This window comes from Kluyvera genomosp. 1, from assembly GCF_001266615.1.
GTDB classification, from domain to species: domain Bacteria; phylum Pseudomonadota; class Gammaproteobacteria; order Enterobacterales; family Enterobacteriaceae; genus Kluyvera; species Kluyvera cryocrescens_A.
This window is the reverse complement of sequence record NZ_LGHZ01000001.1, coordinates 215,098-238,310: the sequence shown is the minus strand read 5'-3', so window position 1 is coordinate 238,310 and position 23,213 is coordinate 215,098. Positions and strand designations below refer to the sequence as shown.

Below are 23,213 nucleotides of genomic sequence, written 5' to 3'. Positions count from 1 at the left end.
GCGATTGATATCGCGCCTTTTGCCATTCTGCAACGGTGATTAATCCGCGTTAATTTCCCGGTTACGTCCTGCTAATCCGCCAAATACCGCCATCACCAGCGAAAAGATAGCGACGCAAATCAGCGATATGTGCCATGAGCCACTCACGTCATGCATTTTCCCCATCAGCGGTGGCCCACATGCTGCCAGTAAATAACCAACGGTTTGTGCCATCCCGGAGAGTGCGGCCGCCTGGTGCGCGGAGCTTGCGCGTAGCCCGATAAAGGTAAGCCCAAGGATCATCGTTGCGCCTGAACCAAAGCCGTAGACAAGCGTCCAGATGACGGCCTGTGACGGTACAAGGATGAAACCCAGCACGCTGGCAGCACACATCAGCGCCGCAATGATGGCAATTCCACGCTGGTCTTTTAAACGATGAAGGATTAGCGGAATCACGATACCGGGTGCCGCTGTTGCCAGCTGCAGCAGGCCATGCAGAGAGCCAGCCTGCGCCTCGCTGTAGCCCTGGCTAATCAGAATGGCAGGAAGCCAGCCGATGATGACGTAATAGACCAGCGAGTTGAGACCGAGGAACAGCGTCACCTGCCAGGCCAGCGCCGAGCGCCAAATTCCTCGGTTATGGGCCGCGCCGCTGCCGGAGATGTTGGTGCTTTGCGTGGCCCGCCACTGCGGCAGCCAGAAAATCAGGGCTAGCAGCGGAAAGACCATCAGCGTCAGCAGCGCGCCGCGCCAGCCAAAGCCGTTTAGCGCAATCGGTACTACCAGCGCAGAGCCCAGCGCTGCTGCGGCTCCCATAGTCACCGAATAGGCCCCGGTGAATTTGGCTACATGGCTTGAGAAATCACGTTTAATTAAGCCTGGCAGCAGTACGTTACCCAGCGCAATCCCACAGCCAATTATCGCAGTACCGACAAACATGAGCAGGGCCGACGGGAGAGAACGAATCGCGATACCGGCACAGATCAGCAGCATCGCGATAAACAGGCTGCGCTCCATGCCCAGGCGACGGGCGATGCCGGCGGCCAAGGGCGAAACAAGGCCAAATGCCAGCAATGGCAGGGTGGTTAATAATCCCGTTTGCGCCGTGGTGAGGCCGTAATCAGCGCGAATGGCGTCCAGTAGCGGTGCGGCACCGGTGAACGTGACGCGCAGCGTCGAGGCAATCAGTAAAATACCAACAATCAGTAACCAGCGTTGGCTGGAAGAAGGAAGTGTGCGAGACATAGTCTTCTCAACTAAATAATGGGATGACTACGATACCCGGTTTGGACTTTGTTTAAATCAAGCTAAAATGACAGATAATCGCTAAAATCGGACAAAATCATGTTGGGACTCGGATTAGATGGCTATCACCCGGATAGTCATCAGGATGCTGCGGTGGCATTTGGTATTCAGGTGGTGGAAGGGGAGCAGTACATCCCAGAGCATCAGCATCGCAAAGGGCAGCTGATTCTGGCGCTGCATGGGGCCATTACCTGTGAAGTAGCCAACGCACTGTGGATGGTGCCGCCGCAGTTTGCGGTGTGGGTTCCGGGTGAAGTGCCGCATAGCAACCGCGCCACACCACGGGCGGAGCTGTGCTTTTTATTCATTGAGCCGGGTGCGGCAAAAATGCCGGCGCATTGCTGCACCTTGAAAATATCGCCGCTGGTACGCGAGTTGATTCTGAGCCTTGCCCAGCGCGATGAAGCGGCGCGTCAGGCCCCTGAAACACAACGCCTCATTCAGGTGCTATTTGATGAGCTCCCGCAGCAGCCGGAGCAACAGCTCCAACTACCGGTCTCGACCCATCCCAAGATTCGTCTGATGGTGGAGATGATGGAAGCCGAACCGGCGCAATGGCAAACCCTGAGTCAGTGGGCCAGTCGGTTTGCGATGAGTGAGCGTAATCTTGCCCGGCTGGTGGTGAAAGAGACCGGGCTGAATTTTCGTCGCTGGCGACACCAGCTGCAGCTGATCCTCGCGCTGCAAATGTTGGTGCGCGGGCTCAACGTCCAGCAGGTCGCATTGTCGCTAGGCTACGACTCTACAACCGCGTTTATCACCATGTTCCGTAAAGGGCTAGGGCAAACGCCGGGACGTTATCTGTCAGCGCTGACTACGACTTCCCAATAAGCAGCGACACCAGGCCTGCGGCAATCAGCGGCCCCACCGGGACGCCGCGGAACAGCGCGACACCGAGCACGGTGCCGATCAGCAAACCTGCCACCAGATGCGGCTGACTGCCCATAAGCGTCACGCCGCGCCCGCCAAGCCATGAGACAAATACGCCCACGGCAATCGCCACCAATGATTTCCAGTTAGCGAACGAGTGCAGCAGCGTGCTGGCCGGCAGTGCGCCGCTAGCAATTGGTGCCATGACGCTGATGGTCAGGATAATAATCCCGATGCTCAGCCCCTGTTTTTCTACCCACGGGAAAAAGACGCTCAGCGGCGTGACGCGGATGATAATCAGAACAAGAATAGAAACGGCGACAGTGGTGTTGTGACTGACAAAGCCAAGCGCCGCCAGGCCCAGCAGAATAATCAGGGTAGTATCGAGCATACAGAGGTAATCCTTGCAAAAATCGAAAAAGACCGCGCTACGCATTTTATTGTGGCCACTGCCTGAGCAGCGGCTTGCGTAGTCCCCTTTACTGTACGCAAGTCCGCGTCAGGAAACAGGTCTTTTTCAACTTTTACAGTGGATTTCAGGCATTTGCCTGATTATTTGACTAACAGGGTGATTAATAGACTTCCTTCGCGAATAAACAGCGGAATCATCTTTATTGTCCCGTTTGCATCCGGCAAGAGAGTCTGTGCTTATGAGTGCATTAGCATCAGGCCTGGCGCCGAAAATCGACCAGCTCTGGCTGAGCAATACGCAGGTAGTCTTCGGTATTCAGAATGACCGATTTTTCCAGGCTACCGGCGTTGAAGGCAATTTCATCAAAACGGTCAAACAGCAGCGGGTCAGCGATTAAGCGTAGCGCACTGTGGAAGCTAAAGGGGGGAATGGCACCAAACACGCAGGCGGTGAGCGCATTGACTTCCGCCGGGCTTGCCAGGGACGCTTTTAACCCCCCGATGTGCTGTGCTAATTGTGATAGATCCGCTTGCTGATCGGCGGCCAGAATGGCCAGCACATGCTGGTTTACCCCATTGCCTTTCACTTTACATACCAGCGCCTTGGCACCCTGACCCAGCGCCGTACCGCGGATTTCAGAGACGGCTTCGCATTTACCGACCGCTTCATGCGTCATCACCCGATAGCGGGCCTGATGTTGGTCTAGCAGCGCAAGCAACTGCTGGTGAATGTTCGGCGATACTGGGGTTATCATTTTTTGCTCCATTGAGTCACGGGTTATTCAACAATGTGGCGCGCTTTTTTATCCAGATAGAGGCGCTCATCGGCAATTTTCATCGCTTCATCGAGGCTATCACCAGGCTGCATTTTGTAAATGCCTGAGGAGAAACTCACGCGTTTTTCATGGTCTATCAATGCCAGCTGTTCCCGGATACGCTGGAGAATAAGTTCAGCATCGGCCTCATCATAATCCACCAGAATAATACAGAACTCATCGCCGCCAAGTCGGACACCGTAGTCGCTTTTACGAATAGTGGCGGAAATCGCCTCTGCCAGCATGATAATGGCACGGTCGCCCTCGTCGTGTCCCCAGGTGTCGTTGATGTGTTTGAGCTTATCGCAATCTAAGGCGATAACTACGATGCCTGCACCTTGTTCTGTCAGGCGCTGTAGGCGCATGCTTTGCACTTGCGAGAGAATTTTACGGTTATACAGCCCGGTGAGAGCGTCGCTGATGTTCTCTTTGCTGACGGTGCGGTACAGACGAAAATGGGTGCGCACCAGATGCAACAAGGTGAGCGTGGTCACCAGATAAAACAAAAATAGCTTCCATGAGCTCAGCAGAAAATACATCACATCGAGCGACACAACCACGTGCATGTTTTCCGCCAGCGGGCGAGAGTACTGAACGTAGGTCAACAGATGTGCCGCGCTGCGATGCACCGTGATGTGGGCATTGGTGTCGGAATCTGTGAACACGATATCGAGATAGCGCCACACTAGCGGGCGGTCATGGGTATAAAAAACGTCGCGCATATCCTGACGCGAAAGGTCAACCATGACGATGCCTTTCAGCTGTTCGTGCTGATAGACCGGCGTCAGGAAAGTTAAGATATTCTTACGGGTAAAGGTATCCACGTAGATACTGGAGACCACCGTTCGGCCCAGAAATAAATTTTCCAGGCTGGCGGGAGAAATACCAAGACGTTTACCGTAGATAAAATTCCAGCTGGTTAACGTGGGGTCTGTAATGACGACCGGAGAATTGAAATAGATATATTGATTCATTAAATCAATATAATATCGAAAATGCTGGTTTGGCTTAGGTTCGTTGGGCAGCGTCGGTTTCCAGACCGTATTATTGGCAATAGCCAAATCAAACGCGGCAAGCATGGGAAGATCATTGACCCATTGCGAACACGGCGTTTTACCCGAGGTGAGCGAGCCCTCAAGCGGTGAATAGGTGTAGCCGTCGATATTGAGACCATTGACCTCACCGCGATGCTGCACGCTTGCGCAGGCGCGCGCCGCAGATTCCACGGTGGGCCGGTCATCTATCTTTCTGGATAGCTGTGAAATAATCAGCTGGTTCTGATATTTATCATAAAGAAAAGCTGATTCACCTTTGTCTATGATATATCTCATGTAATCGGACATATCCCGATGCGTTGCGATCAATTCATAGATTAAAAATGAAGAGGTGAGGATCACTACGCCACCTGAAATGACGAAGCGTAGTATTTTATTCTGCAGTTTCATGGTGAAATTATTAATTCTTCCGCGGCAGCCGGAATATTACCATGGGGGGCACGGCTTCTCTAGCTATACATTAGAACCCGGAAAGTTTTATCGGGCATCAGGATAAGGCTGTCTCCGAAGAGACAGCCTGTGCAAGGTTACTTATCAGCGTTCTGTTTGTGAAAGAGTTCGCGGAATACCGGGTAGATATCCTCCTGATCGCGAATATGCTGAATGGCAAAATTATCAAAAGTCTGCTGCAGATGTTCATATTCGCGCCAAAGCGTCTGGTGCGCCCGTCGGGTAATTTCGATATAGCTGTAATACCGCACAACCGGCAGGATTTTTTTCGCCAGAATTTCATGGCAAAGCGGGGAGTCATCCGCCCAGTTATCGCCATCCGAAGCCTGCGCCGCGTAGATGTTCCATTGCGCCGGGTCATAACGTTCTTTGACCACTTCATCCATCAGCTTCAGAGCACTGGACACAATGGTGCCGCCGGTTTCCTGAGAATAGAAGAACTCGTGCTCGTCGACCTCTTTGGCCTGGGTGTGGTGGCGAATATAGACCACCTCAACGTTTTTATAAGTCCGGCTCAGGAACAGATAGAGCAGAATATAAAAGCGTTTAGCCATGTCTTTGGTCGACTGGTCCATCGAACCGGAAACGTCCATCAGACAGAACATCACCGCCTGGCTGGAAGGTTCCGGGCGTTTTTCATAATTGCGGTAACGCAGATCAAAGGTATCAATAAACGGCACGCGATCGATTTTAGCCCGCAGGTCGGCTATCTCTTTGCGTAAGCGCTCTTCCTCCAGCAGCTGTGCTGGCTCGCTTTTGGCGACCTCTTCGAGCGTCTCTTCTAGCGCGTGTAGCTCGCGCCGCTTGCCCGCGGTCATCGCCGTTCGACGGGCGAGCGAGTTTTGCAGTGAGCGCACGACGCTAATGTTGGCAGGCACACCGTTGGCGGTAAAGCCTGCGCGGTGGGTTTTATACTCGGTCAACTGACGCTGCTGGTTGCGTTTGAGGTTGGGGAGCGCCAGATCCTCAAACAGCAGATCCAGGTATTCATCTTTGGAAATCTGGAACACGAACTCATCTTGTCCTTCACCATCGGCACTGGCTTGGCCTTGGCCGCTACCGCCACCACCGCCGCCGCCCTGAGGGCGCTCGATACGATCGTTTTGGACAAAATGGTCATTTCCGGGATGTACCCGGTGACGTAATCCGCCGCGTCCCTGATGGAACATCGGTTCGCTGATGTCATCCGTTGAGATCGAAACGGATTCACCGCTATCCACATCGGTCACCGAACGTTTATTGATGGCTTCGGAGATCGACTGTTTTATTTGCGCTTTATAACGGCGCAAGAAGCGCTGGCGGTTAACCGCGCTTTTGTTTTTGCCGTTCAGACGCCGGTCAATGAACCAGGTCATAAGCCCCTCCTGAACTGCTTTGCCAACTCATACACAATATCCTACGCGCGTCTAAGCGAGCAGGACAGGGCGTATCGCCGTGCCCAAGCCCGGTAAGCAACCAGGTTGCTTCCGGGCCATTTTTGGCTGTTATGATGACTTACGGACGCGCAGATACCATTCACACAACAGGCGAACCTGTTTACGGGTATAGCCTTTTTCCATCATCCGATCGACGAAGTCGTCGTGTTTTTTCTGCTCATCGGTTGAGGTCTTCGCGTTAAACGAAATCACCGGCAGTAGCTCTTCGGTATTGGAGAACATTTTCTTCTCAATAACCGTGCGCAGTTTCTCGTAGCTTGTCCAGTTCGGGTTGCGGCCGTTGTTATGGGCTCGGGCACGCAGCACAAAATTGACAATCTCGTTACGGAAGTCTTTCGGGTTGCTGATCCCGGCCGGCTTCTCGATTTTTTCCAGTTCAGCGTTCAGCGATTCACGGTCAAACAGCTGTCCGGTATCCGGATCGCGATACTCCTGGTCCTGAATCCAGAAATCCGCATAGGTGACGTAACGGTCGAAAATATTCTGGCCGTACTCAGAGTAGGACTCCAGATAGGCGGTCTGGATCTCTTTGCCGATGAACTCGGCGTATTTCGGGATCAGATAGCCTTTTAAGAATTCCAGGTAGCGTTCGGACTGCTCCTGCGGGAACTGTTCGCGTTCGATCTGCTGTTCCAGTACGTAGAACAGGTGCACCGGGTTTGCTGCCACCTCTGCGTGATCGAAGTTGAAGACGCGAGAAAGGATTTTGAAGGCGAAGCGGGTAGAAAGACCGTTCATGCCTTCATCAACACCCGCATAGTCGCGATACTCCTGATACGACTTGGCTTTCGGGTCGGTGTCTTTCAGGCTTTCACCATCATAGACGCGCATTTTCGAGTAGATGCTGGAGTTTTCCGGCTCTTTCAAACGTGACAGAATCGAGAAGCGTGACAGCGTTTCCAGAGTGCCCGGCGCGCACGGCGCATGGGTCAACTCACTGTTGTTAAGCAGTTTTTCGTAAATTTTGATCTCTTCCGAGATCCGCAGGCAGTAAGGCACCTTAACGATATACACACGGTCAAGGAACGCTTCGTTGTTTTTGTTGTTGCGGAAGGTCACCCACTCCGATTCGTTGGAGTGCGCAAGGATGATGCCATTGAACGGCAGGGCAGAGATCCCTTCGGTCCCGTTATAGTTACCTTCCTGAGTGGCGGTCAACAGTGGATGCAGCACCTTGATTGGTGCTTTAAACATCTCGACGAACTCCATAATCCCCTGGTTGGCACGGCACAGCGCACCGGAATAGCCGTAGGCATCCGGGTCGTTTTGTGCGAAGTGTTCCAGTTTACGGATATCGACTTTACCAACCAGTGCGGAAATGTCCTGGTTGTTCTCATCGCCCGGTTCCGTTTTGGCAATCGCGATCTGTTGCAGAATGGATGGCCAGACTTTCACCACCCGGAACTTGGTAATGTCACCACCAAATTCGTGCAGCCGTTTCGCGGCCCATGGCGACATAATGGTGCCGAGGTAGCGATTCGGAATGCCGTACTCTTTATCCAGAATCTGCGCGTCTTCCTGCGGATTAAACAGACACAGCGGATGGTCGTTGACCGGACTGCGTTCCCCGTTAGCGCTGAGTACGTAAATAGGAACGCGCTGCATCAGTGATTTCAGGCGTTCAGCCAGTGAAGATTTACCGCCGCCCACCGGGCCCAGTAAATAAAGGATTTGTTTCTTCTCTTCGAGCCCTTGGGCAGCGTGTTTCAGGTAGGAAACTATCTGTTCAATGGCTTCTTCCATGCCATAGAACTCTTCGAACGCGGGATAGCGTCCGATGACTCGGTTCGAAAAGAGACGGGAAAGCCGCGGTTCTTGAGCCGTATCAACCATTACGGGCTCACCAATAGCCGTTAGTAGCCGTTCTGCCGCGTTAGCATAGGCACTGCGATCTTGCTTACATACGGCGAGAAACTCCTGCAGTGTGAACTCTTCGTCCTTGGCAGCTTCATAGCGCTGGCGATAGTGATCGAATATATTCATGGCATGCCGTCCTTTCGTTTTTTAGCACAGGTTAAGAGCCATTGGTATGAATAGTGTGGGCTCCCGGAAGGGCTAAGCCAAACGACGCTCACTGCTTTATCCAGCAACCCGTGTGCCAGGTTGTCGGATAATTAACGCGGACGTACGTGGCAATGACACCTTCTAAAAATAAGCGTAGATGGCATTTGCAAAACTTGCATGGCGATAAAAACGAATTTCAATGACATATCAATAACTCATCAGATAACACGACATTAAATTTTTTAATCTTTTTTACTCTTTCATATAGCCGTCACGAATTTGCAAGTGAACCGTCATAAGTAGATGGGATAATTGCAAGTGATATTTTGCCTTTTGCTGTAAAAAATTTGTGGTAACGCACAGTGGGATGTAAACTTCCGCGGCTGATAGGTTGAATAAAAAGGAATTACGGATTGTGAATCGAATCAAACTTCTTGCTCTAGGGATACTGATTGCCACTTCTGCAACGGCTGTACAGGCGGAAAGCAAGTTCTCGCTGGGCGCAGGTGTGGGGATTGTTGAACATCCATACAAACAGTACGACCACGATGTATACCCTGTACCGGTAATTAATTACGAAGGGGATAACTTCTGGTTCCGTGGTTTAGGTGGTGGTTACTACCTGTGGAATGACGGTACAGACCAGCTCTCGCTGACGGCTTATTGGTCTCCGCTGTTCTTCAAACCGGGCGATAGCGACAACAGCCAACTGCGTAAATTGGATCGCCGTCAGTCGACGATGATGGCCGGGCTTTCCTGGTTCCACCATACTCAGTACGGTTCTCTGCGCACCACGCTTGCTGGCGATACGCTGGATAAAAGCAACGGTATTGTCTGGGATACGGCCTGGGTTTATCGCTACACCAACGGCGGTCTGACCTTAACGCCGGGTATCGGTGTGCAGTGGAACAGCGAAAACCAGAACCAGTACTATTATGGTGTTTCCCGTCATGAATCGGCGCGCAGCGGCCTGCGTAGCTACGATCCGAACAGTAGCTGGAACCCGTATCTGGAAATGAGCGCCAACTACCGCTTTGCCGGTAACTGGAGCGTATACGGTACCGCGCGTTACACTCGTCTGTCCGATGAGATCACCGATAGCCCAATGATCGACAAAAGCTGGACCGGTCTGCTGTCAACTGGTGTGACCTACACCTTCTAAAAATCGTCTGAATTCAGTATGAAAGCGCCCGAACGATAAGGCGCTTTCCTTGCACTGTAGACGAGCCTCATAACGGTGCGCTGCACCGTTATGAGGCTAATTTCTAAAATGCGTACTTCATTCCTACCATCGCAGAGACATCGCTGTAGCCATCGTTGCCGACCTGCAATGCTGTCCCGCCCCACAGATTTAGCGTCGGGGAGATCTGCCCCTGTACGCCAAGCTTCAGCTGCGCGATGTTCTGCGCGCCTTCCTGGCCAATCAGCGTGTTATTCATGCGAATCGCCGCCGCATGGGTGTTATGCAGCCAGTCGGCTTCAACGTACGGTTTAAACTCGCGATTTTTGCCTTCATCCTCCAGACGATGGCCGCGTAAGTACAGGCGCATGCCCAGGCGAGATTGTAGATTGCCGTGGCCATTATCCTGAATCTGGGTACCGTTGACTTCGGTATGGCTTGGGCTTTTGACGCCCATCCAGGTCAGCTGTGCCTGAGGTTCAAGATAGACCGCCTGGCGCTCTTTCTCGCGTAATAATAGGTTGTATCCACTTTCGACAGAGGCGGTAAAGCCTCGGCTACGGTAGTGCTCCCGGGCCAGATCTTCGCCGTCGACCTGGTTGTTAAACCAGTTGTAGTTAACCCAGCTATCGACATACGCGCCCTGACGGCTGAGTGCATTTTGATACCAGGTACCGTAAGCGCCAACGCTGTAGCCGTCCATGCTATTGCGTGAGCGATAGCCGGTCAGTGAGGACGTGCTGTTGCCCTTGACGTTACCGTAACCCGCCATCAGCCCGCCGCCCCAGCGATCGTCGCCGTTGCTGCTGCCGTGGAAGAACTCATTACCCATTTGCGCGACGTAGCGGTTAGCCTGGGTGCGAATCTGACCACTGGCTGCCCGGAAGCGGTTTTGTCCACCTTCCTGACGCAGCCAAAATGTACTGGCAAGGGAAGGGCGGTTAGTCTGCTGATCCCGGTACTCGGTTGCGCCTTCACGATCGTCTAGTGCGAGGGTAAATAGGGTGTTCGCTGCCGCCAGGTTGCTTAAATAGCTGCCGGCTTCCGGACGATATTGTGGGATTGGATTGGCTGGATCAACGGGGTTTACCGGGTTCATATTGACGGATGTCAGGTACCAGTTCTGGCCTTTTTGCACCAGACTGTAGTCCCATGGCCCCGCGACGGCTCGGCCGGATTGTTTAAACGCGTCGGTCGCCGAGGTGCCATTAACGCTAATTACCTCGATACCCCGATTAGTTTGCGCTCCGAGACCGCCGACGTTGTTAAAGCTAACCCATGTGGTGCCTGAGGTGCTACCGTCGATACTGACATGGTCGGTTTGCGAGCTGTCATCACCCAGTACGGTGCTGAGGTTCATTTGGCTATCAGTGCCGCCTTTATAATCGCCATGAACCAGCAGCTGATTTCCGGCCTGTATCTGACTACGGGAGAGGTTAACCGTTCCGCTATTATCCAGTGCACCGTTAATGGTGAAGGTGGCCTGCGTCGTGTCATCCTCTGTGGGGGAACCGACGGTGAGCGTACTGCCGCTGTCGAGCGTGGTAGCGCCAACGCTACCACTACCGGAAAGCGCCGTACCAGATCGTGCTGTAACGCCGCCTGCCAGTGAGCCGATGACGTCAATACTCCCCTCGGCGAGGGTGGTTTCACCGCTAAACGTACTGTTACCGGTTAAGGTTAATGCTCCGCTACCCAGTTTGGTGAAATCGCCGCTACCGGTGATTCCCTGAGAGATAGTGGTGTTGTAACCCTGGGTATCCAGCGTGCCGCCCGCGGTGTCGATAACAATCGGCCGTGAATTGTCGAAATTGAATCCGCCCACCATCTGTAGCGTGCCGCCGTCAAAGGTTAGCGTGCTGCTGGCTGCACCAAGACTGGCATCTTCAGCTACCTGCAATATACCGTCGTAAATTGTCCACGGCGTAATGGCATCGGTAGTGTTTTGCAAAAGCCAGGTGCTATTACCGGTTTTACTGAAATGATCAAAGCCTTGATATTGAGCTGCATCCCCAATACTTGCTGCATCAAAGGTGGAATTTTTCTCACCACCCAGGATTAGCGTATCGTCACCATCACCGGCGACAACGTCGCCCAAAACCTGGTAGCCCGCTTGCAACTCCAGGGAATTAGTGCCGGAGACAAACATCACCGCCTGAGAGCGGGTCGTTCCGTCCTGATTCAGCCCGCCCTGTAATGTCCCGCTGTTGATGATGGTCATATCGCTGCCATAAACGCCAACACCGCCAGTTCCGGCATCACCCGTTGCAGTCCCCGCGTCGCCGCCGCTGCCGCCGGAAATGGTACCGGTGTTATTGAGCGTGCCGCCACCGGTGGTGATGTGCACACCGTCGCCGCCGCTACCGCCATTGGATTTACCACCACCACCGCCGCGATTCCCGGTACCGCCGAGAATATTACCATTGTTGACAACCGAGCCGCCGGCACCAATTTCGACGCCATCACCGCCTTTGCCGCCGACGCCACCGTCGCCCTGACTACCACCGCCACCGGTTCCGCCCATCCCACCGCGAATGGAGGCACCGGATGAGTTAACAACAGTACCGGCGCCGTTGATGGCCAGCCCGCTACCGCCTTGTGCCCCAGTCCCGCCGTTGGCGTCGGTACCGTTGGCATTTGCCCCCGCACCGCCGTCACCGCCGATAAACTCGCCGTGATTCTCTACGCTACCCGCTCCCGTGATGTTGACTGCCGTCCCCCCAACACCGCCAACACCACCGCCACCCGCAGAGTCATCGCCACCTTTGCCGCCCTGGACCTTACCGGTGGATTCATTAATAACGGTGCCCTGCTGATTAATATCGATCCCGATGCCGCCGGTGCCTGAGTCACCGCCGCGCGAACTGGTGAGACTCCCGCTGCCGCCGCCACGGTTTCCCGAACCACCGATGACGGAGCCTGCGTTAGTCACGTTCCCACCATTTTGCAGCGCAATACCGGTACCACCATTACCGCCATCGCCACCATTACCCCCACTCAGATTGAGGCCGCTGCTGGTGGAGTTGCCGCCGCCGCCGGTACCGGCATTGCCGCCGACGATACTGCCGGTCACTTCATTAGTGACAGTGCCGCTGCCGACTACCGTAATCCCGCTGCCGCCGTTGCCGCCGATGGCGCCATCGCCAACGACCCCGGTTCCCTGGCCTGCATTCACCGCACCGCCGTTACCGCCGTTGCCACCGTCACCGCCAATAATTTTGTTGCTGTTGGTTATGGTGCTGGTATCACTTAACCAGACGCCGTTACCGCCGTCAGCGGCTTTACCGCCAGTACCACCAACGCCCGTGACGGTATTATTTTGTGAGTTATTCGCATCGGCAGCCAGACCGCCGGTTGCCCCATGCCCACCGGTAATGGTACCGGTATTGGTAACATTACCGCCCTGGGTTGCTGTGACGCCATCGCCACCTTTACCGCCTGCGCCGCCGCTACCGGCATGAATTGTGGTACCTCCGTCGGTTTGCGCGTTAGCGCTTGCGCTACCGGTGTTACCACCGTTGCCACCGTTACCGCCATCAATCGTACCGCTGTTGGTATAGCTGCCGTTGGTGGTCAGTAAGACACCGCTGCCGCCATTGCCACCGTCGCCCCCGTTGCCGCCATTACCGGCTTCGGTGACATCGGTGGTGTTTGAACCGCCATTGCCGCCGTGTCCGCCGTTCCCCCCAACAATGGCTCCGGTGTTGTTGGCCTGGCCACCGCCATTTTGTACCACACCAGCAGCGCCGCCACCGCCACCGCCGCCGGCAGCGCCTGAACCGTTGTTAGCATTACGATCGGGTTCCTGGTGATGCCCACCGGTGCCTGCGTGGTTATCAGGTGTGTTTACGCTACCAGGATAGCCATTCTCACCATCGCTACTGGCTTGACCGCGACCACCTGAACCTCCTGCACCGCCATTGCCACCAGCACCGGTGGTAAGGTCCATATCGCCGCCGTGGCCACCTTGGGCGCTTGCGTCAGAGGTCGCTGTGCTGCCATCGGAACCATCGGCAGCGTGAGCGGTATAAGGGACTGGGGCGCAAAGCGCCAGGCCGATAGTGAGCGCAAGGGTATTACGCCGGAAAGGAGGTGTGTAAAAAACAGACATGTGGGTCCTCTACATTTTACGGGGTCTGACAGATAAGAACCGTGGATAGGCGGTATTTGAGCTGTACCAGTCCCTAATCCACGCAGCGCATGAGGGTTGTAGAGGTGATGATTTTTGGTTAAATATTTTGGTTGTTTATTTTTATCTGGTGCTTAGCACTAATGATTTAATATTACTCCCGTGAAATACACTGTGGATTTGTTTCTGGGGAAAGTTTGATCTAATAGATGTTACCGGTAACTAATTATGAATAAATGAAGCTTTTGATGGGATAGAGAGGGGATAAGCTGGGCAACGGGGGTGTTGCCCAGAGAGGAGCGCGGGTAGGGAATTAACGTTTTACAACGCGAATAGTTTGGCTCAAGCGTGCCGGTTTATCCGCAGTGGCTTTCTGTGGTGCGCTAGCGCAGGCGGTTTCTACGCAAACGAAGGTTTTATACCCGTCGTCCGGCATATCGGCCATGCTAACGGAAAGCGCTGGGCCTGGGTTCCAACCCACAACGTTGACGTGATGATGGTGCACCACGTCAATCGCACGGTTTAATGCGGTATCATGAATAACGCTGCAGGCTTCTGGATTCAAATAGACGCGGTCAGTACGGTCCGGGAAGGTCTGTACGCCATCGCTCAGTTGACCGATTTCAGCGTTTTGCACCTTATCAATATAACGATCGCCAAGGCCACTCACTTTCACCGCGTGGATATCGCCGACGTTGAAATAGGTGTGCAGGGCGGTGGTCGTTTCGAATTCGCCGTGTGCTTCCAGCTCCATTTCGCAGGTTTTACCCAGTTTGAAGCGGGCAAGCAGGCTGAATTCGTGCGGCCAGTACTGACGAGTCGCATCGCTGCTTTTCAGTTCAAATGTCAGCACCACGCCGTTATCGTCTTCATTATGCGCTTTCAGCTCCCACGGCAGATTACGGGCGAAGCCGTGTGCCGGGAAACCTGGCTGTGCTGCTGGGCCAAACCACGGCCAGCAGATGGGTACGCCGCCACGCAGCGCGACGCCGTTTTTAAATGGGGTGTTATTGCTGAGCCACAAAACCTCTTCTTCACCCGCGGGTTTCCAGGAGAGCAGGTGTGCGCCCTGGAAGGCGATGGAGGCTTTTACTTTTGGGTGGTCGATAACGATAAGCGGCAGCTCGTCCAGCTGGCGACGCGAGAGTACAGGGGTAAGCTGTTCAAGAACCGGAAGAGCGAAAATTTTGTTAATCATGCTGCAATCCTTGGTGTTTAAAATACTTAGCCATAAAAAAAGGCGACCGAGGTCGCCTTTTTGGATCAGATTCTCATCTCAACTTATTTGGAGATGTGAGCGATCAGGTCCAGAACTTTGTGAGAGTAGCCAGTTTCGTTGTCGTACCAGGAAACTAGTTTCACGAAGTGGTCGTTCAGAGCGATACCCGCTTTAGCATCGAATACGGAAGTGCAAACTTCACCGTTGAAATCGGTAGATACAACGTCGTCTTCGGTGTAACCCAGAACGCCTTTCATTGCGCCTTCGGAAGCAGCTTTCAGTGCTTTCTTAATTTCTTCGTAAGAAGCAGCTTTTTCCAGACGAACGGTCAGGTCAACAACGGATACGTTCGGGGTAGGAACGCGGAACGCCATACCAGTCAGTTTGCCATTCAGTTCTGGCAGTACTTTACCTACTGCTTTAGCAGCACCGGTAGAGGATGGGATGATGTTCTGGGATGCGCCGCGGCCGCCGCGCCAGTCTTTGTGAGACGGGCCATCAACGGTTTTCTGAGTTGCGGTGGTTGCGTGAACAGTGGTCATCAGTGCTTCAACGATACCGAAGTTGTCGTTGATAACTTTAGCCAGTGGTGCCAGGCAGTTGGTGGTGCAGGATGCGTTAGAAACGATGTCCTGGCCTTCGTATTTGTCAAAGTTAGCGCCTTTAACAAACATAGGGGTGTTGTCTTTGGAAGGACCAGTCAGAACAACTTTTTTAGCGCCAGCTGCGATGTGCTTACGAGCAGTTTCGTCAGTCAGGAACAGACCAGTTGCTTCAGCAACGACGTCAACACCGACTTCGTTCCACTTCAGGTTAGCTGGGTCACGCTCAGCGGTAACACGGATTTTTTTACCGTTAACGACCAGATGACCGTCTTTCACTTCAACGGTACCGTTGAAACGGCCGTGAGTGGAGTCATATTTCAGCATGTATGCCATGTAGTCAGCGTCTAACAGATCGTTGATTGCAACGATTTCGATGTCAGAACGTTCCTGAGCAGCACGGAAAACAATACGGCCGATACGGCCAAAACCGTTGATACCTACTTTGATAGTCATATATTCCACCAGCTATTTATTAGTGAATAAAAGGTTGCGTGTAAAATTACAAAAACCTTAGGCAGCGTCAAGCGGAATCGTGTCAATCATTGCGACAAATCAATCCTCTGCCTAAGCTTTGCACGACTGACCTGCCTCACTCTTCCTATGAGCTTGTAACCACATGAGGGCGGGGCCGGGATTTTTAAAGGGCTCAGGAGATAAAAGTGTGATGTATATCACAATTAACCCTCGGCCTTTTCACGCCGATTAAGTTTAGAACAAAAGTTCACACTTCATTGTTAATGTTTTGTTAGAATCCTCTGGTAATTGTATTTTCCATAGTGAGATGTGAGCAAAATGGCAAATAAACCCACCCCAGAAGAACTCAAAAATACTCTTAGCGAAATGCAGTTCTATGTCACCCAGAAACACGGTACAGAACCGCCATTTACCGGGCGTCTACTGCACAATAAGCGCGATGGGATCTACCACTGCCTGGTGTGCGATGCGCCGTTATTTCATTCCCAAAGTAAGTTTGATTCTGGATGCGGCTGGCCCAGCTTCTACGAGCCGGTGAGCGATACGGCGATTCGTTATCTCAACGATTACTCTCACGGCATGCAACGTACTGAAATTCGTTGCGGAAATTGTGATGCGCATCTGGGGCACGTTTTCCCGGATGGCCCACAGCCTACGGGTGAACGTTTTTGCGTCAATTCTGCCTCGCTGAACTTCACGGATGACGAGAGCGGTACCTCAACAAAAGGTTGAAAAAACGATTCAGCAAATTATTCCTGAGGAGAAGGAGCGGAAGATGAGTATTGAGCAAATGATCGACAATATGACGCCGGAAATTTACCAGCGTTTAGTCACCGCCGTGGAGCTGGGAAAATGGCCTGACGGTGTTGCCTTGACTGAAGAGCAAAAAGAAAACAGCCTACAGCTGGTGATGCTCTGGCAGTCTCGTCACAATGCCGACGCGCAGCACATGACCATCGACACCCAAGGGCAGATGGTGATGAAGAGTAAGCAACAGCTCAAAGAAGACTTCGGCATTTCACCGAAGCCTATTGCGACGTTTAAGCAACACTAAGCCGCCGCCCACGGTTTTATCAAGCGCTCCTGGGCGTACCAGATGGCTTCTCTCACCGCGACGGGCCTGTGCAACAGGCCTAACGCGTAGAAGCGGTCGGCAATAGATTGTTGCGCCCGTATCGCCTGCATATCCATCTCCCGCGTCTGATGGCTACGACGTGCCAGTGCACAGGTGAGTGAACCCACATCTAATCCCAATTCACTTGCCAACAGCTGCGCTGCTTCGTGACGATGACGGTCAATAAATTTCCCGGTTTTTACCAACGCCGCCACGATCCCGGCGATGATTTCCTCATTTTGCTGAGCATACTGGCGTCGCGCGATATAAAACTGATGATTGTTAACGCGGCCTTCGCCAGTTGCCAGCACGCGCAGCGTGCTGCTCTTTTCAGCCGCGCTCAGTACCGGATCCCACATCATCCAGGCGTCGGCGGCCAGATAGTCGCTAGCGGTTAACGGATATTTCGGCGGCGTGTAGACCACCTTGACGTCATGAAGCCCGAGTCCTGCCTCTTCCAGTATTTGCACCAGCAGCCAATGAACGTTCGACCCTTTATTGAGCGCAATGCGCTTTCCGCGCAGCTGTTGTGGCGTACGGATATCGCTGGCGTTGGGAACGACCATGGCGACGCTGCGTGGGGCAGGTGGCTCCCAGGCCACGTATAGCAGCGCATTGTTTTTCGCCTGAGCAAAAATCGGCGGCGCTTCACCGGTGGTACCAAAATCAATCTCGTCGTTCCCCAACGCCTGTAATAGCTGCGGGCCCGCGGGATATTCGCTCCACAGCACGTTAACGCCAAGCTCCACAAATGATTGCTCCAGTAGCTGACGGGCTTTCAGCACGCCCAGATTGCCAAAACGCTGATAGCCGATACGTAATTCCCGTTCACGTGGCGCAGAGACTATTGCGACCCCCGGTTTGCGGCGTTGTTTAATGACGCCCAGATGCGCTAATTGCGTACGCAGCGTATGGCGGCTGATCCCCAGTAGCGATGCGGCCTGGCTTTGGTTGTTATCGCTTTGGCTCATGGCCGTTTGGATCATGGCTCGCAGCAGCCTGTCGTACAGCGCGCCGCTGTGGGTGAGCAGTTGACGGCGCATGAAGCCGGTGAGTTCATCGCTCTCTTCAACGGGAAGTTGCTGGACCGATGGCGTAGACGTTAGCCGCAGACTATCCGGCGTGAGAATCGGGTCAATATTTAGCAACACGGCGTTGTGCAACGTGTTCTCGAGCTCGCGAATGTTGCCAGGCCACGGATAGGTGCGCAGAAGGTCCAGTGTGTCAGGTGCCAGTTGGGGAGTTGGGCGGCCTAAACGCGTGGCATAAAGCTGGATGAAATGTTTGGCTAACACCGTAATATCCTGCTGGCGTTGGCGCAGCGGGGGCAGCGTTACCGCGGCGATATTCAGTCGATAGAACAGATCTTCACGAAAGCGTCGTTCCTGAATGGCGCGCACCAGATCGACGTGGGTCGCCGCAATAACCCGCACATTGATACGAATGGGTTTATGCGAGCCGACGCGGGTTATTTCGCGCTCCTGCAATACGCGCAATAGCTTGACCTGCAGCGCCAGACTCAGTTCGCCAATTTCGTCCAACAGCAGGGTGCCGCCTTCTGCCGCTTCAAACCACCCTTGATGGGTATGCGTCGCGCCGCTAAAGGCGCCTTTCTCGTGTCCGAATAATTCAGATTCCGCCAAAGACTCCGTGAGTGCTCCGCAGTTTACCGCCAGAAACGGCGCATTCGCACGCGGGCTATGGCGGTGAAGGTAGCGCGCCACCACCTCTTTACCCGTGCCGGTTTCACCGATGATAAGCACCGTCGCATCCGTCGGGGCAAGGCGAATCAGTATTTTTTGAAACGCCTGAGAGGCGGGGTCAACCAGCGATGGACCGGTTGCGGTAAGTTCTGCGTTGAGCATCGTGAGTCTCCAGCTAATTCCTCTCTGGACGGTATCTTTTGCCGCCGCCATTTGCCAGAGGGGGGAACTGACCGGTTGTTGCCATTGCGGCAGTTTTAGCCATCAACGTGTTGCATCTGCAACAGAACGGCATCCATTAATCCATTAATAATTTGTTGATAAATAAAGAAATTTTTAATTTCAATAATTGGCATGGATTTCGCTAACTCCTTTATAACCGACTTAAATAACCGCTTCTATAAATACCAAATATAGTTATAAAGGAAATGGATAATGACCGTACATGCCGCTGAGAAAATTAACGTCTTCTGGTTTTTACCGACCCATGGCGATGGGCGCTATTTAGGGACCACCGAGGGCGGACGCCCGGTGGACCTGCCGTATCTACAGCAGGTCGCGCTGGCGGCGGATAGCCTTGGCTACTACGGCGTACTGATCCCAACCGGCAAAAGTTGTGAGGACTCCTGGCTGGTGGCGGCTGCGCTGGCACCCATCACGCGCAACTTACGTTATCTGGTGGCCGTTCGTCCGGGTCTTCAGCCGCCGACGTTGGCTGCACGTATGGCTGTGACGCTCGACAGGCTGTCTGAAGGGCGTCTGCTGATTAACGTGGTAACCGGTGGTGATCCGGTGGAAAACAAAGGCGACGGCATCTTCCTCAACCACAGTGAGCGCTACCAGGTAACGCATGAATTCCTCGAGGTTTACCGCCGTTTGTTAGCCGGAGAGAAGGTCGACTATCACGGCACCCATCTGCAAGTCGAAGGGGCTGAAGTGCTGTTCCCTCCGGTACAAAAAAATGGTCCCCCGCTGTACTTCGGAGGCTCCTCCGAACCGGCTATCGATGTGGCCGCCAATCACATTGATGCCTACCTCACCTGGGGCGAGCCTCCTGCTCAGGTAGCGGAAAAACTGGTGGTAGTCAGGGCCCGTGCCGAAGAGAAGGGACGCCAGTTGGAGTATGGGATTCGCCTGCATGTCATTGTCCGTGAGACCGAAGAGGAAGCCTGGGCGGCGGCGGATAAACTGATCGCCCACCTGGATGATGACACCATCGCTCAGGCGCAGCAGATATTCTCCCGGATGGATTCTACCGGCCAGGCGCGTATGAGCGCATTGCACAAAGGCAGCCGCGAAAACCTGCGCATCGCGCCCAATCTGTGGGCGGGTGTGGGCCTGGTGCGCGGCGGAGCGGGTACCGCACTGGTGGGCAGCCCTGAGCAGGTGTCGGAACGTATTCGCGAGTACCAGGCGCTGGGAGTGACCCATTTTATCTTCTCAGGCTATCCGCATCTCGAAGAGGCGCATCGCTTTGCCGAGCTGGTGATGCCACTGCTGCCTCTCAGTACCCAACCGCGTTCGGCAAAAGGCGAGGTTAACACCGGTCCGTTTGGTGAAACTATTGGTGGGGCAAAACGCCCGGCCAAACACGTCAGCGCGAGCTGAAAGGGGGATGACGATGGCAGAACCCCATGTGGTGATAGTCGGCGGTGGTTTCAGCGGTACGGCCGTCGCCATTCATTTGATGCGTGAGACGACGCGTTCACTGCGCATTAGCGTGATTGAGCCTCGAGAGCATCTTGGGCAGGGTGTGGCCTATTCGGCAACCGACTCGGCCCATCGAATTAATGTCCCTGCCGCACGGATGCAACTGGCTGGAGATGACGACGGTGCATTTGATCGTTGGTATCGCCGCTACGGTGATTTCCCTCAGGATCCGCAGGCTCTGCAGGCCGATGGCAGTGTTTACCCCCAGCGTGGCGCATTTGGCCGTTATGTCGAGGCGGCCTTCCATCAGGCGGCAAAAGCGCACGGCTCACGGGTGGCTCACATTCAGGAACGGGCGGTGGATTGGCAACATGGCCGCCTTATCACCTCCACAGGCCAACGTCTGCAGGCAGACCGCATCATACTGGCCGTGAGTCATCCGCCTCCGCGTTTATCGCCAGTGGTGCAGCCATTGAGTCAACACCCACGACTGATCGCTAATCCATGGCAGCCCGGTGCGTTGGCAGACATTCCTGCCACGGCGAAAGTGGCGATCATGGGCACGGCGCTCAGTATGGCCGACGTGGTGGCATCACTGGCGCGGCAGGGGCATCAGGGTGAGGTATTGGCTTTTTCACGCCATGGATTGCTCTCACGGCCTAACGCGCCGATAAACCTGCCGCAATGGACCGCCGACTACCAGTACGGTTCGCTGCGCCAGCGCTTACGGCGGATTCGCGAGGATATTACTCGCGCGAAAACTCATGGATTGCCGTGGCAAGTAGTGCTGGATGCCGTGCGTCAGCAGGGACAGGCTATCTGGCAACGGCTCAACGAGGCGGAAAAACGGCAATTTTTGCGTCACGTGCGCCGCTTCTGGGATGTGCACCGCTACCGTATTGCCCCGCAGGTTGCCCAGGCGATTGCGGATAAACGCCAGATGGGCACTTTTCGTCCGCTCGCGGCCCGCCTGCAAACGCTGGAAGCACGAAGCAACGCATTACAGCTTCACCTGACGCTGCGAGGTGGAAAGGCGCAACAGGAGACCGTTGATTATCTGGTGCTGACCACCGGTCCCGATCACGCGGATCTGATTGCCAGTCAGCCATTTCTGCAGGCCTTGCATCGTGAGGGGCTGATTCATCCGGACTCGCTGGACATGGGAATTGAGGTCAATGTGCTGTCGCAAGCCTCACAGAATATTTGGGTGGCAGGGCCTGCCGCCCGCGGACGATTTGGCGAACTCATGGGGCTACCGCAGGTCGCCGAACACGCGCAGCAGGTGGCGCAACATGTGCTGGAAACGCTGGGCTGCCGCCAGCTCATCTTATCGTAACCCATTAAAACTATTGCTTACACCGGGCACAACGCCGGGTGTACGGGGAGACTATTATGGCTTCGCAACGTGAAATTCGACTGAATGCTTTTGATATGAACTGTGTTGGCCACCAATCGCCGGGACTGTGGGCACATCCGCGCGACCGTTCCTGGCAGTACAAGGATCTGGACTACTGGGTTGATTTGGCGCGTTTGCTGGAGCGGGGAAAATTTGACGGCCTGTTTATCGCCGATGTGCTCGGTGTTTATGACGTCTTTAACGGTAATGGCGATGCGGCCATTCGGCAGGCGGCACAGGTGCCGGTCAACGATCCGCTAGCGTTGGTGACTCCGATGGCGCTGGTGACCGAACATCTTGGCTTTGGCCTCACGGCGTCATTGTCGTTTGAACATCCGTATCCGTTTGCTCGTCGCTTGTCGACGCTGGATCATCTAACCAAAGGGCGCGTGGGCTGGAATATCGTCACCTCCTATCTCGAGAGCGGTGCGCGTAATATCGGTCAACAGGCACAAACCGCTCATGATGCCCGTTACGATTACGCCGACGAATATCTCGAAGTCGTGTACAAACTGCTGGAAGGCAGTTGGGAAGAGGGGGCGATTTTGCGCGATCGCGAACGGCGGATTTTTAGCGACCCAAGTAAAATTCATGCAATTAATCATCACGGTAAATTCTTTGACGTACCGGGTTATCACCTTTGCGAACCGTCGCCGCAGCGTACGCCGGTACTCTATCAGGCCGGTGCCTCAAGCCGCGGTAAGCAGTTTGCAGCCAGCCATGCCGAGTGCGTATTTGTGGCCTCGCCGTCAAAAAGCGCTTTGAAAAAAACGGTCGCCGATATTCGCCGCCGGGCGCAGGAGGCTGGGCGCGATCCGCACAGCATTCTGATTTTCAACATGCAGACTGCGATTGTTGGCGAGACTGATAAAGCCGCGCAGGCCAAATGGCAGGAGTACAAAAGCTATACCAGCTATGAAGGCGCGCTGGCGCTGATCTCCGGCTGGACCGGAATCGATTTTAGTCAGTACCAGCCTGATGAAGTGTTTACCTATTCGAAAACTAATGCCATTCAATCCGTTGTTGATACGTTCTCCACCGCCGATCCTGGCCGTCAGTGGTCGGTGAAAGCAATGGCGGATTGGGTGGGGATTGGCGGCTTTGGTCCGCTGGTCGTTGGCAGTGCGCAAACCGTCGCTGATGAATTGCAGTCATGGGTCGAAGAGACCGACGTGGATGGTTTTAATCTTGCCTACGCCGTGACGCATGAAACGTTCACTGATGTGGTGGAGCTGCTGATCCCCGAATTGCAAAAACGCGGCGTCTACAAGCAAGAGTACAGCCAGGGGACACTGCGCGAAAAACTGTTCGGCGGTAGCGCGCGGCTACAGGCGCCACATCCGGGAGCCGGATATCGTATTCACGCCGACAGCGGTATCTTAGCGCCGGTATAACCAGAAGTGCTGGCGTTAAGCATG

17 protein-coding genes are annotated in these 23,213 nt (G+C 54.2%); 7 read left to right on the top strand and 10 right to left on the bottom strand.

The features are described 5' to 3' along the window. Window positions 1-39: 39 nt before the first annotated feature. The gene (locus tag KP80_RS01150) at window positions 40-1,224 is read right to left on the bottom strand and encodes a CynX/NimT family MFS transporter (protein ID WP_052281730.1); all 1,185 of its coding nucleotides are present in this window, start codon (window positions 1,222-1,224) and stop codon (window positions 40-42) included. Between the two features lie 96 nt (window positions 1,225-1,320). Between KP80_RS01150 and KP80_RS01145 the strand changes: the two genes are divergently transcribed. Next, window positions 1,321-2,115, top strand: a complete 795-nt coding sequence (locus tag KP80_RS01145) for an AraC family transcriptional regulator (protein WP_197276127.1) — start codon at window positions 1,321-1,323, stop codon at window positions 2,113-2,115. Here KP80_RS01145 and KP80_RS01140 read toward each other — a convergent pair. From KP80_RS01140 to yeaG, 5 genes are all read right to left on the bottom strand, one after another. Then, the gene (locus KP80_RS01140; protein WP_052281728.1) at window positions 2,099-2,545 is read right to left on the bottom strand and encodes a DUF441 domain-containing protein; all 447 of its coding nucleotides are present in this window, start codon (window positions 2,543-2,545) and stop codon (window positions 2,099-2,101) included. The genes KP80_RS01145 and KP80_RS01140 overlap by 17 nt on opposite strands. A 274-nt stretch (window positions 2,546-2,819) precedes the next feature. Further along, window positions 2,820-3,320: a YbaK/prolyl-tRNA synthetase associated domain-containing protein gene (locus KP80_RS01135; RefSeq protein ID WP_052281727.1), complete on the bottom strand. Its 501-nt coding sequence runs from the start codon at window positions 3,318-3,320 to the stop codon at window positions 2,820-2,822. 23 nt (window positions 3,321-3,343) lie between these two features. Then, window positions 3,344-4,825, bottom strand: a complete 1,482-nt coding sequence (dgcJ, locus tag KP80_RS01130; RefSeq protein WP_052281726.1) for a diguanylate cyclase DgcJ — start codon at window positions 4,823-4,825, stop codon at window positions 3,344-3,346. A 137-nt stretch (window positions 4,826-4,962) separates the two neighbouring features. Continuing rightward, window positions 4,963-6,240, bottom strand: a complete 1,278-nt coding sequence (locus KP80_RS01125; RefSeq protein WP_052281725.1) for a YeaH/YhbH family protein — start codon at window positions 6,238-6,240, stop codon at window positions 4,963-4,965. A 129-nt stretch (window positions 6,241-6,369) separates the two neighbouring features. Next, a complete protein-coding gene (gene yeaG / locus KP80_RS01120; RefSeq protein WP_052281724.1) occupies window positions 6,370-8,304 on the bottom strand; it encodes a protein kinase YeaG in 1,935 nt (644 codons plus the stop codon). A gap of 436 nt (window positions 8,305-8,740) precedes the next feature. Between yeaG and KP80_RS01115 the strand changes: the two genes are divergently transcribed. Further along, complete coding sequence (locus KP80_RS01115) at window positions 8,741-9,487, top strand: MipA/OmpV family protein (protein WP_052281723.1); 747 nt, start codon at window positions 8,741-8,743, stop codon at window positions 9,485-9,487. Between the two features lie 103 nt (window positions 9,488-9,590). Here KP80_RS01115 and KP80_RS22840 read toward each other — a convergent pair whose 3' ends face one another. The 3 genes from KP80_RS22840 to gapA all read right to left on the bottom strand — a co-directional run bounded on the left by KP80_RS22840 (window position 9,591) and on the right by gapA (window position 15,911). Further along, on the bottom strand, window positions 9,591-13,616 hold the full coding sequence (locus KP80_RS22840; RefSeq protein WP_052281722.1) for an autotransporter outer membrane beta-barrel domain-containing protein: 4,026 nt from the start codon (window positions 13,614-13,616) through the stop codon (window positions 9,591-9,593). A gap of 331 nt (window positions 13,617-13,947) precedes the next feature. Further along, window positions 13,948-14,832 (bottom strand): D-hexose-6-phosphate mutarotase, encoded by an 885-nt coding sequence (locus KP80_RS01105; protein WP_052281721.1) that lies wholly within the window; start codon window positions 14,830-14,832, stop codon window positions 13,948-13,950. 83 nt (window positions 14,833-14,915) lie between these two features. After that, window positions 14,916-15,911 carry a glyceraldehyde-3-phosphate dehydrogenase gene (gene gapA, locus KP80_RS01100; protein WP_052281720.1) on the bottom strand — a complete coding sequence of 332 codons (996 nt, stop codon included), beginning with the start codon at window positions 15,909-15,911 and terminating at the stop codon, window positions 14,916-14,918. 339 nt (window positions 15,912-16,250) lie between these two features. Between gapA and msrB the strand changes: the two genes are divergently transcribed. Further along, window positions 16,251-16,664, top strand: coding sequence for a peptide-methionine (R)-S-oxide reductase MsrB (gene msrB / locus KP80_RS01095; protein ID WP_052281719.1), 414 nt, complete (start codon window positions 16,251-16,253; stop codon window positions 16,662-16,664). 43 nt (window positions 16,665-16,707) lie between these two features. Next, window positions 16,708-16,986: a YeaC family protein gene (locus KP80_RS01090; RefSeq protein ID WP_052281718.1), complete on the top strand. Its 279-nt coding sequence runs from the start codon at window positions 16,708-16,710 to the stop codon at window positions 16,984-16,986. Here KP80_RS01090 and KP80_RS01085 read toward each other — a convergent pair. Then, window positions 16,983-18,911 carry a sigma-54-dependent Fis family transcriptional regulator gene (locus tag KP80_RS01085; RefSeq protein ID WP_052281717.1) on the bottom strand — a complete coding sequence of 643 codons (1,929 nt, stop codon included), beginning with the start codon at window positions 18,909-18,911 and terminating at the stop codon, window positions 16,983-16,985. The two genes, KP80_RS01090 and KP80_RS01085, sit on opposite strands and share 4 nt — an antisense overlap. A gap of 273 nt (window positions 18,912-19,184) precedes the next feature. Between KP80_RS01085 and ssuD the strand changes: the two genes are divergently transcribed. The 3 genes from ssuD to KP80_RS01070 are packed head-to-tail and all read left to right on the top strand — an operon-like array spanning window position 19,185 to window position 23,189. Beyond that, window positions 19,185-20,357 (top strand): FMNH2-dependent alkanesulfonate monooxygenase, encoded by a 1,173-nt coding sequence (ssuD, locus tag KP80_RS01080; protein ID WP_052281716.1) that lies wholly within the window; start codon window positions 19,185-19,187, stop codon window positions 20,355-20,357. A gap of 13 nt (window positions 20,358-20,370) precedes the next feature. Beyond that, window positions 20,371-21,735, top strand: coding sequence for an FAD/NAD(P)-binding protein (locus KP80_RS01075; protein ID WP_052281715.1), 1,365 nt, complete (start codon window positions 20,371-20,373; stop codon window positions 21,733-21,735). A 56-nt stretch (window positions 21,736-21,791) separates the two neighbouring features. After that, window positions 21,792-23,189: an LLM class flavin-dependent oxidoreductase gene (locus KP80_RS01070; protein ID WP_052281714.1), complete on the top strand. Its 1,398-nt coding sequence runs from the start codon at window positions 21,792-21,794 to the stop codon at window positions 23,187-23,189. Window positions 23,190-23,213: the final 24 nt, after the last annotated feature.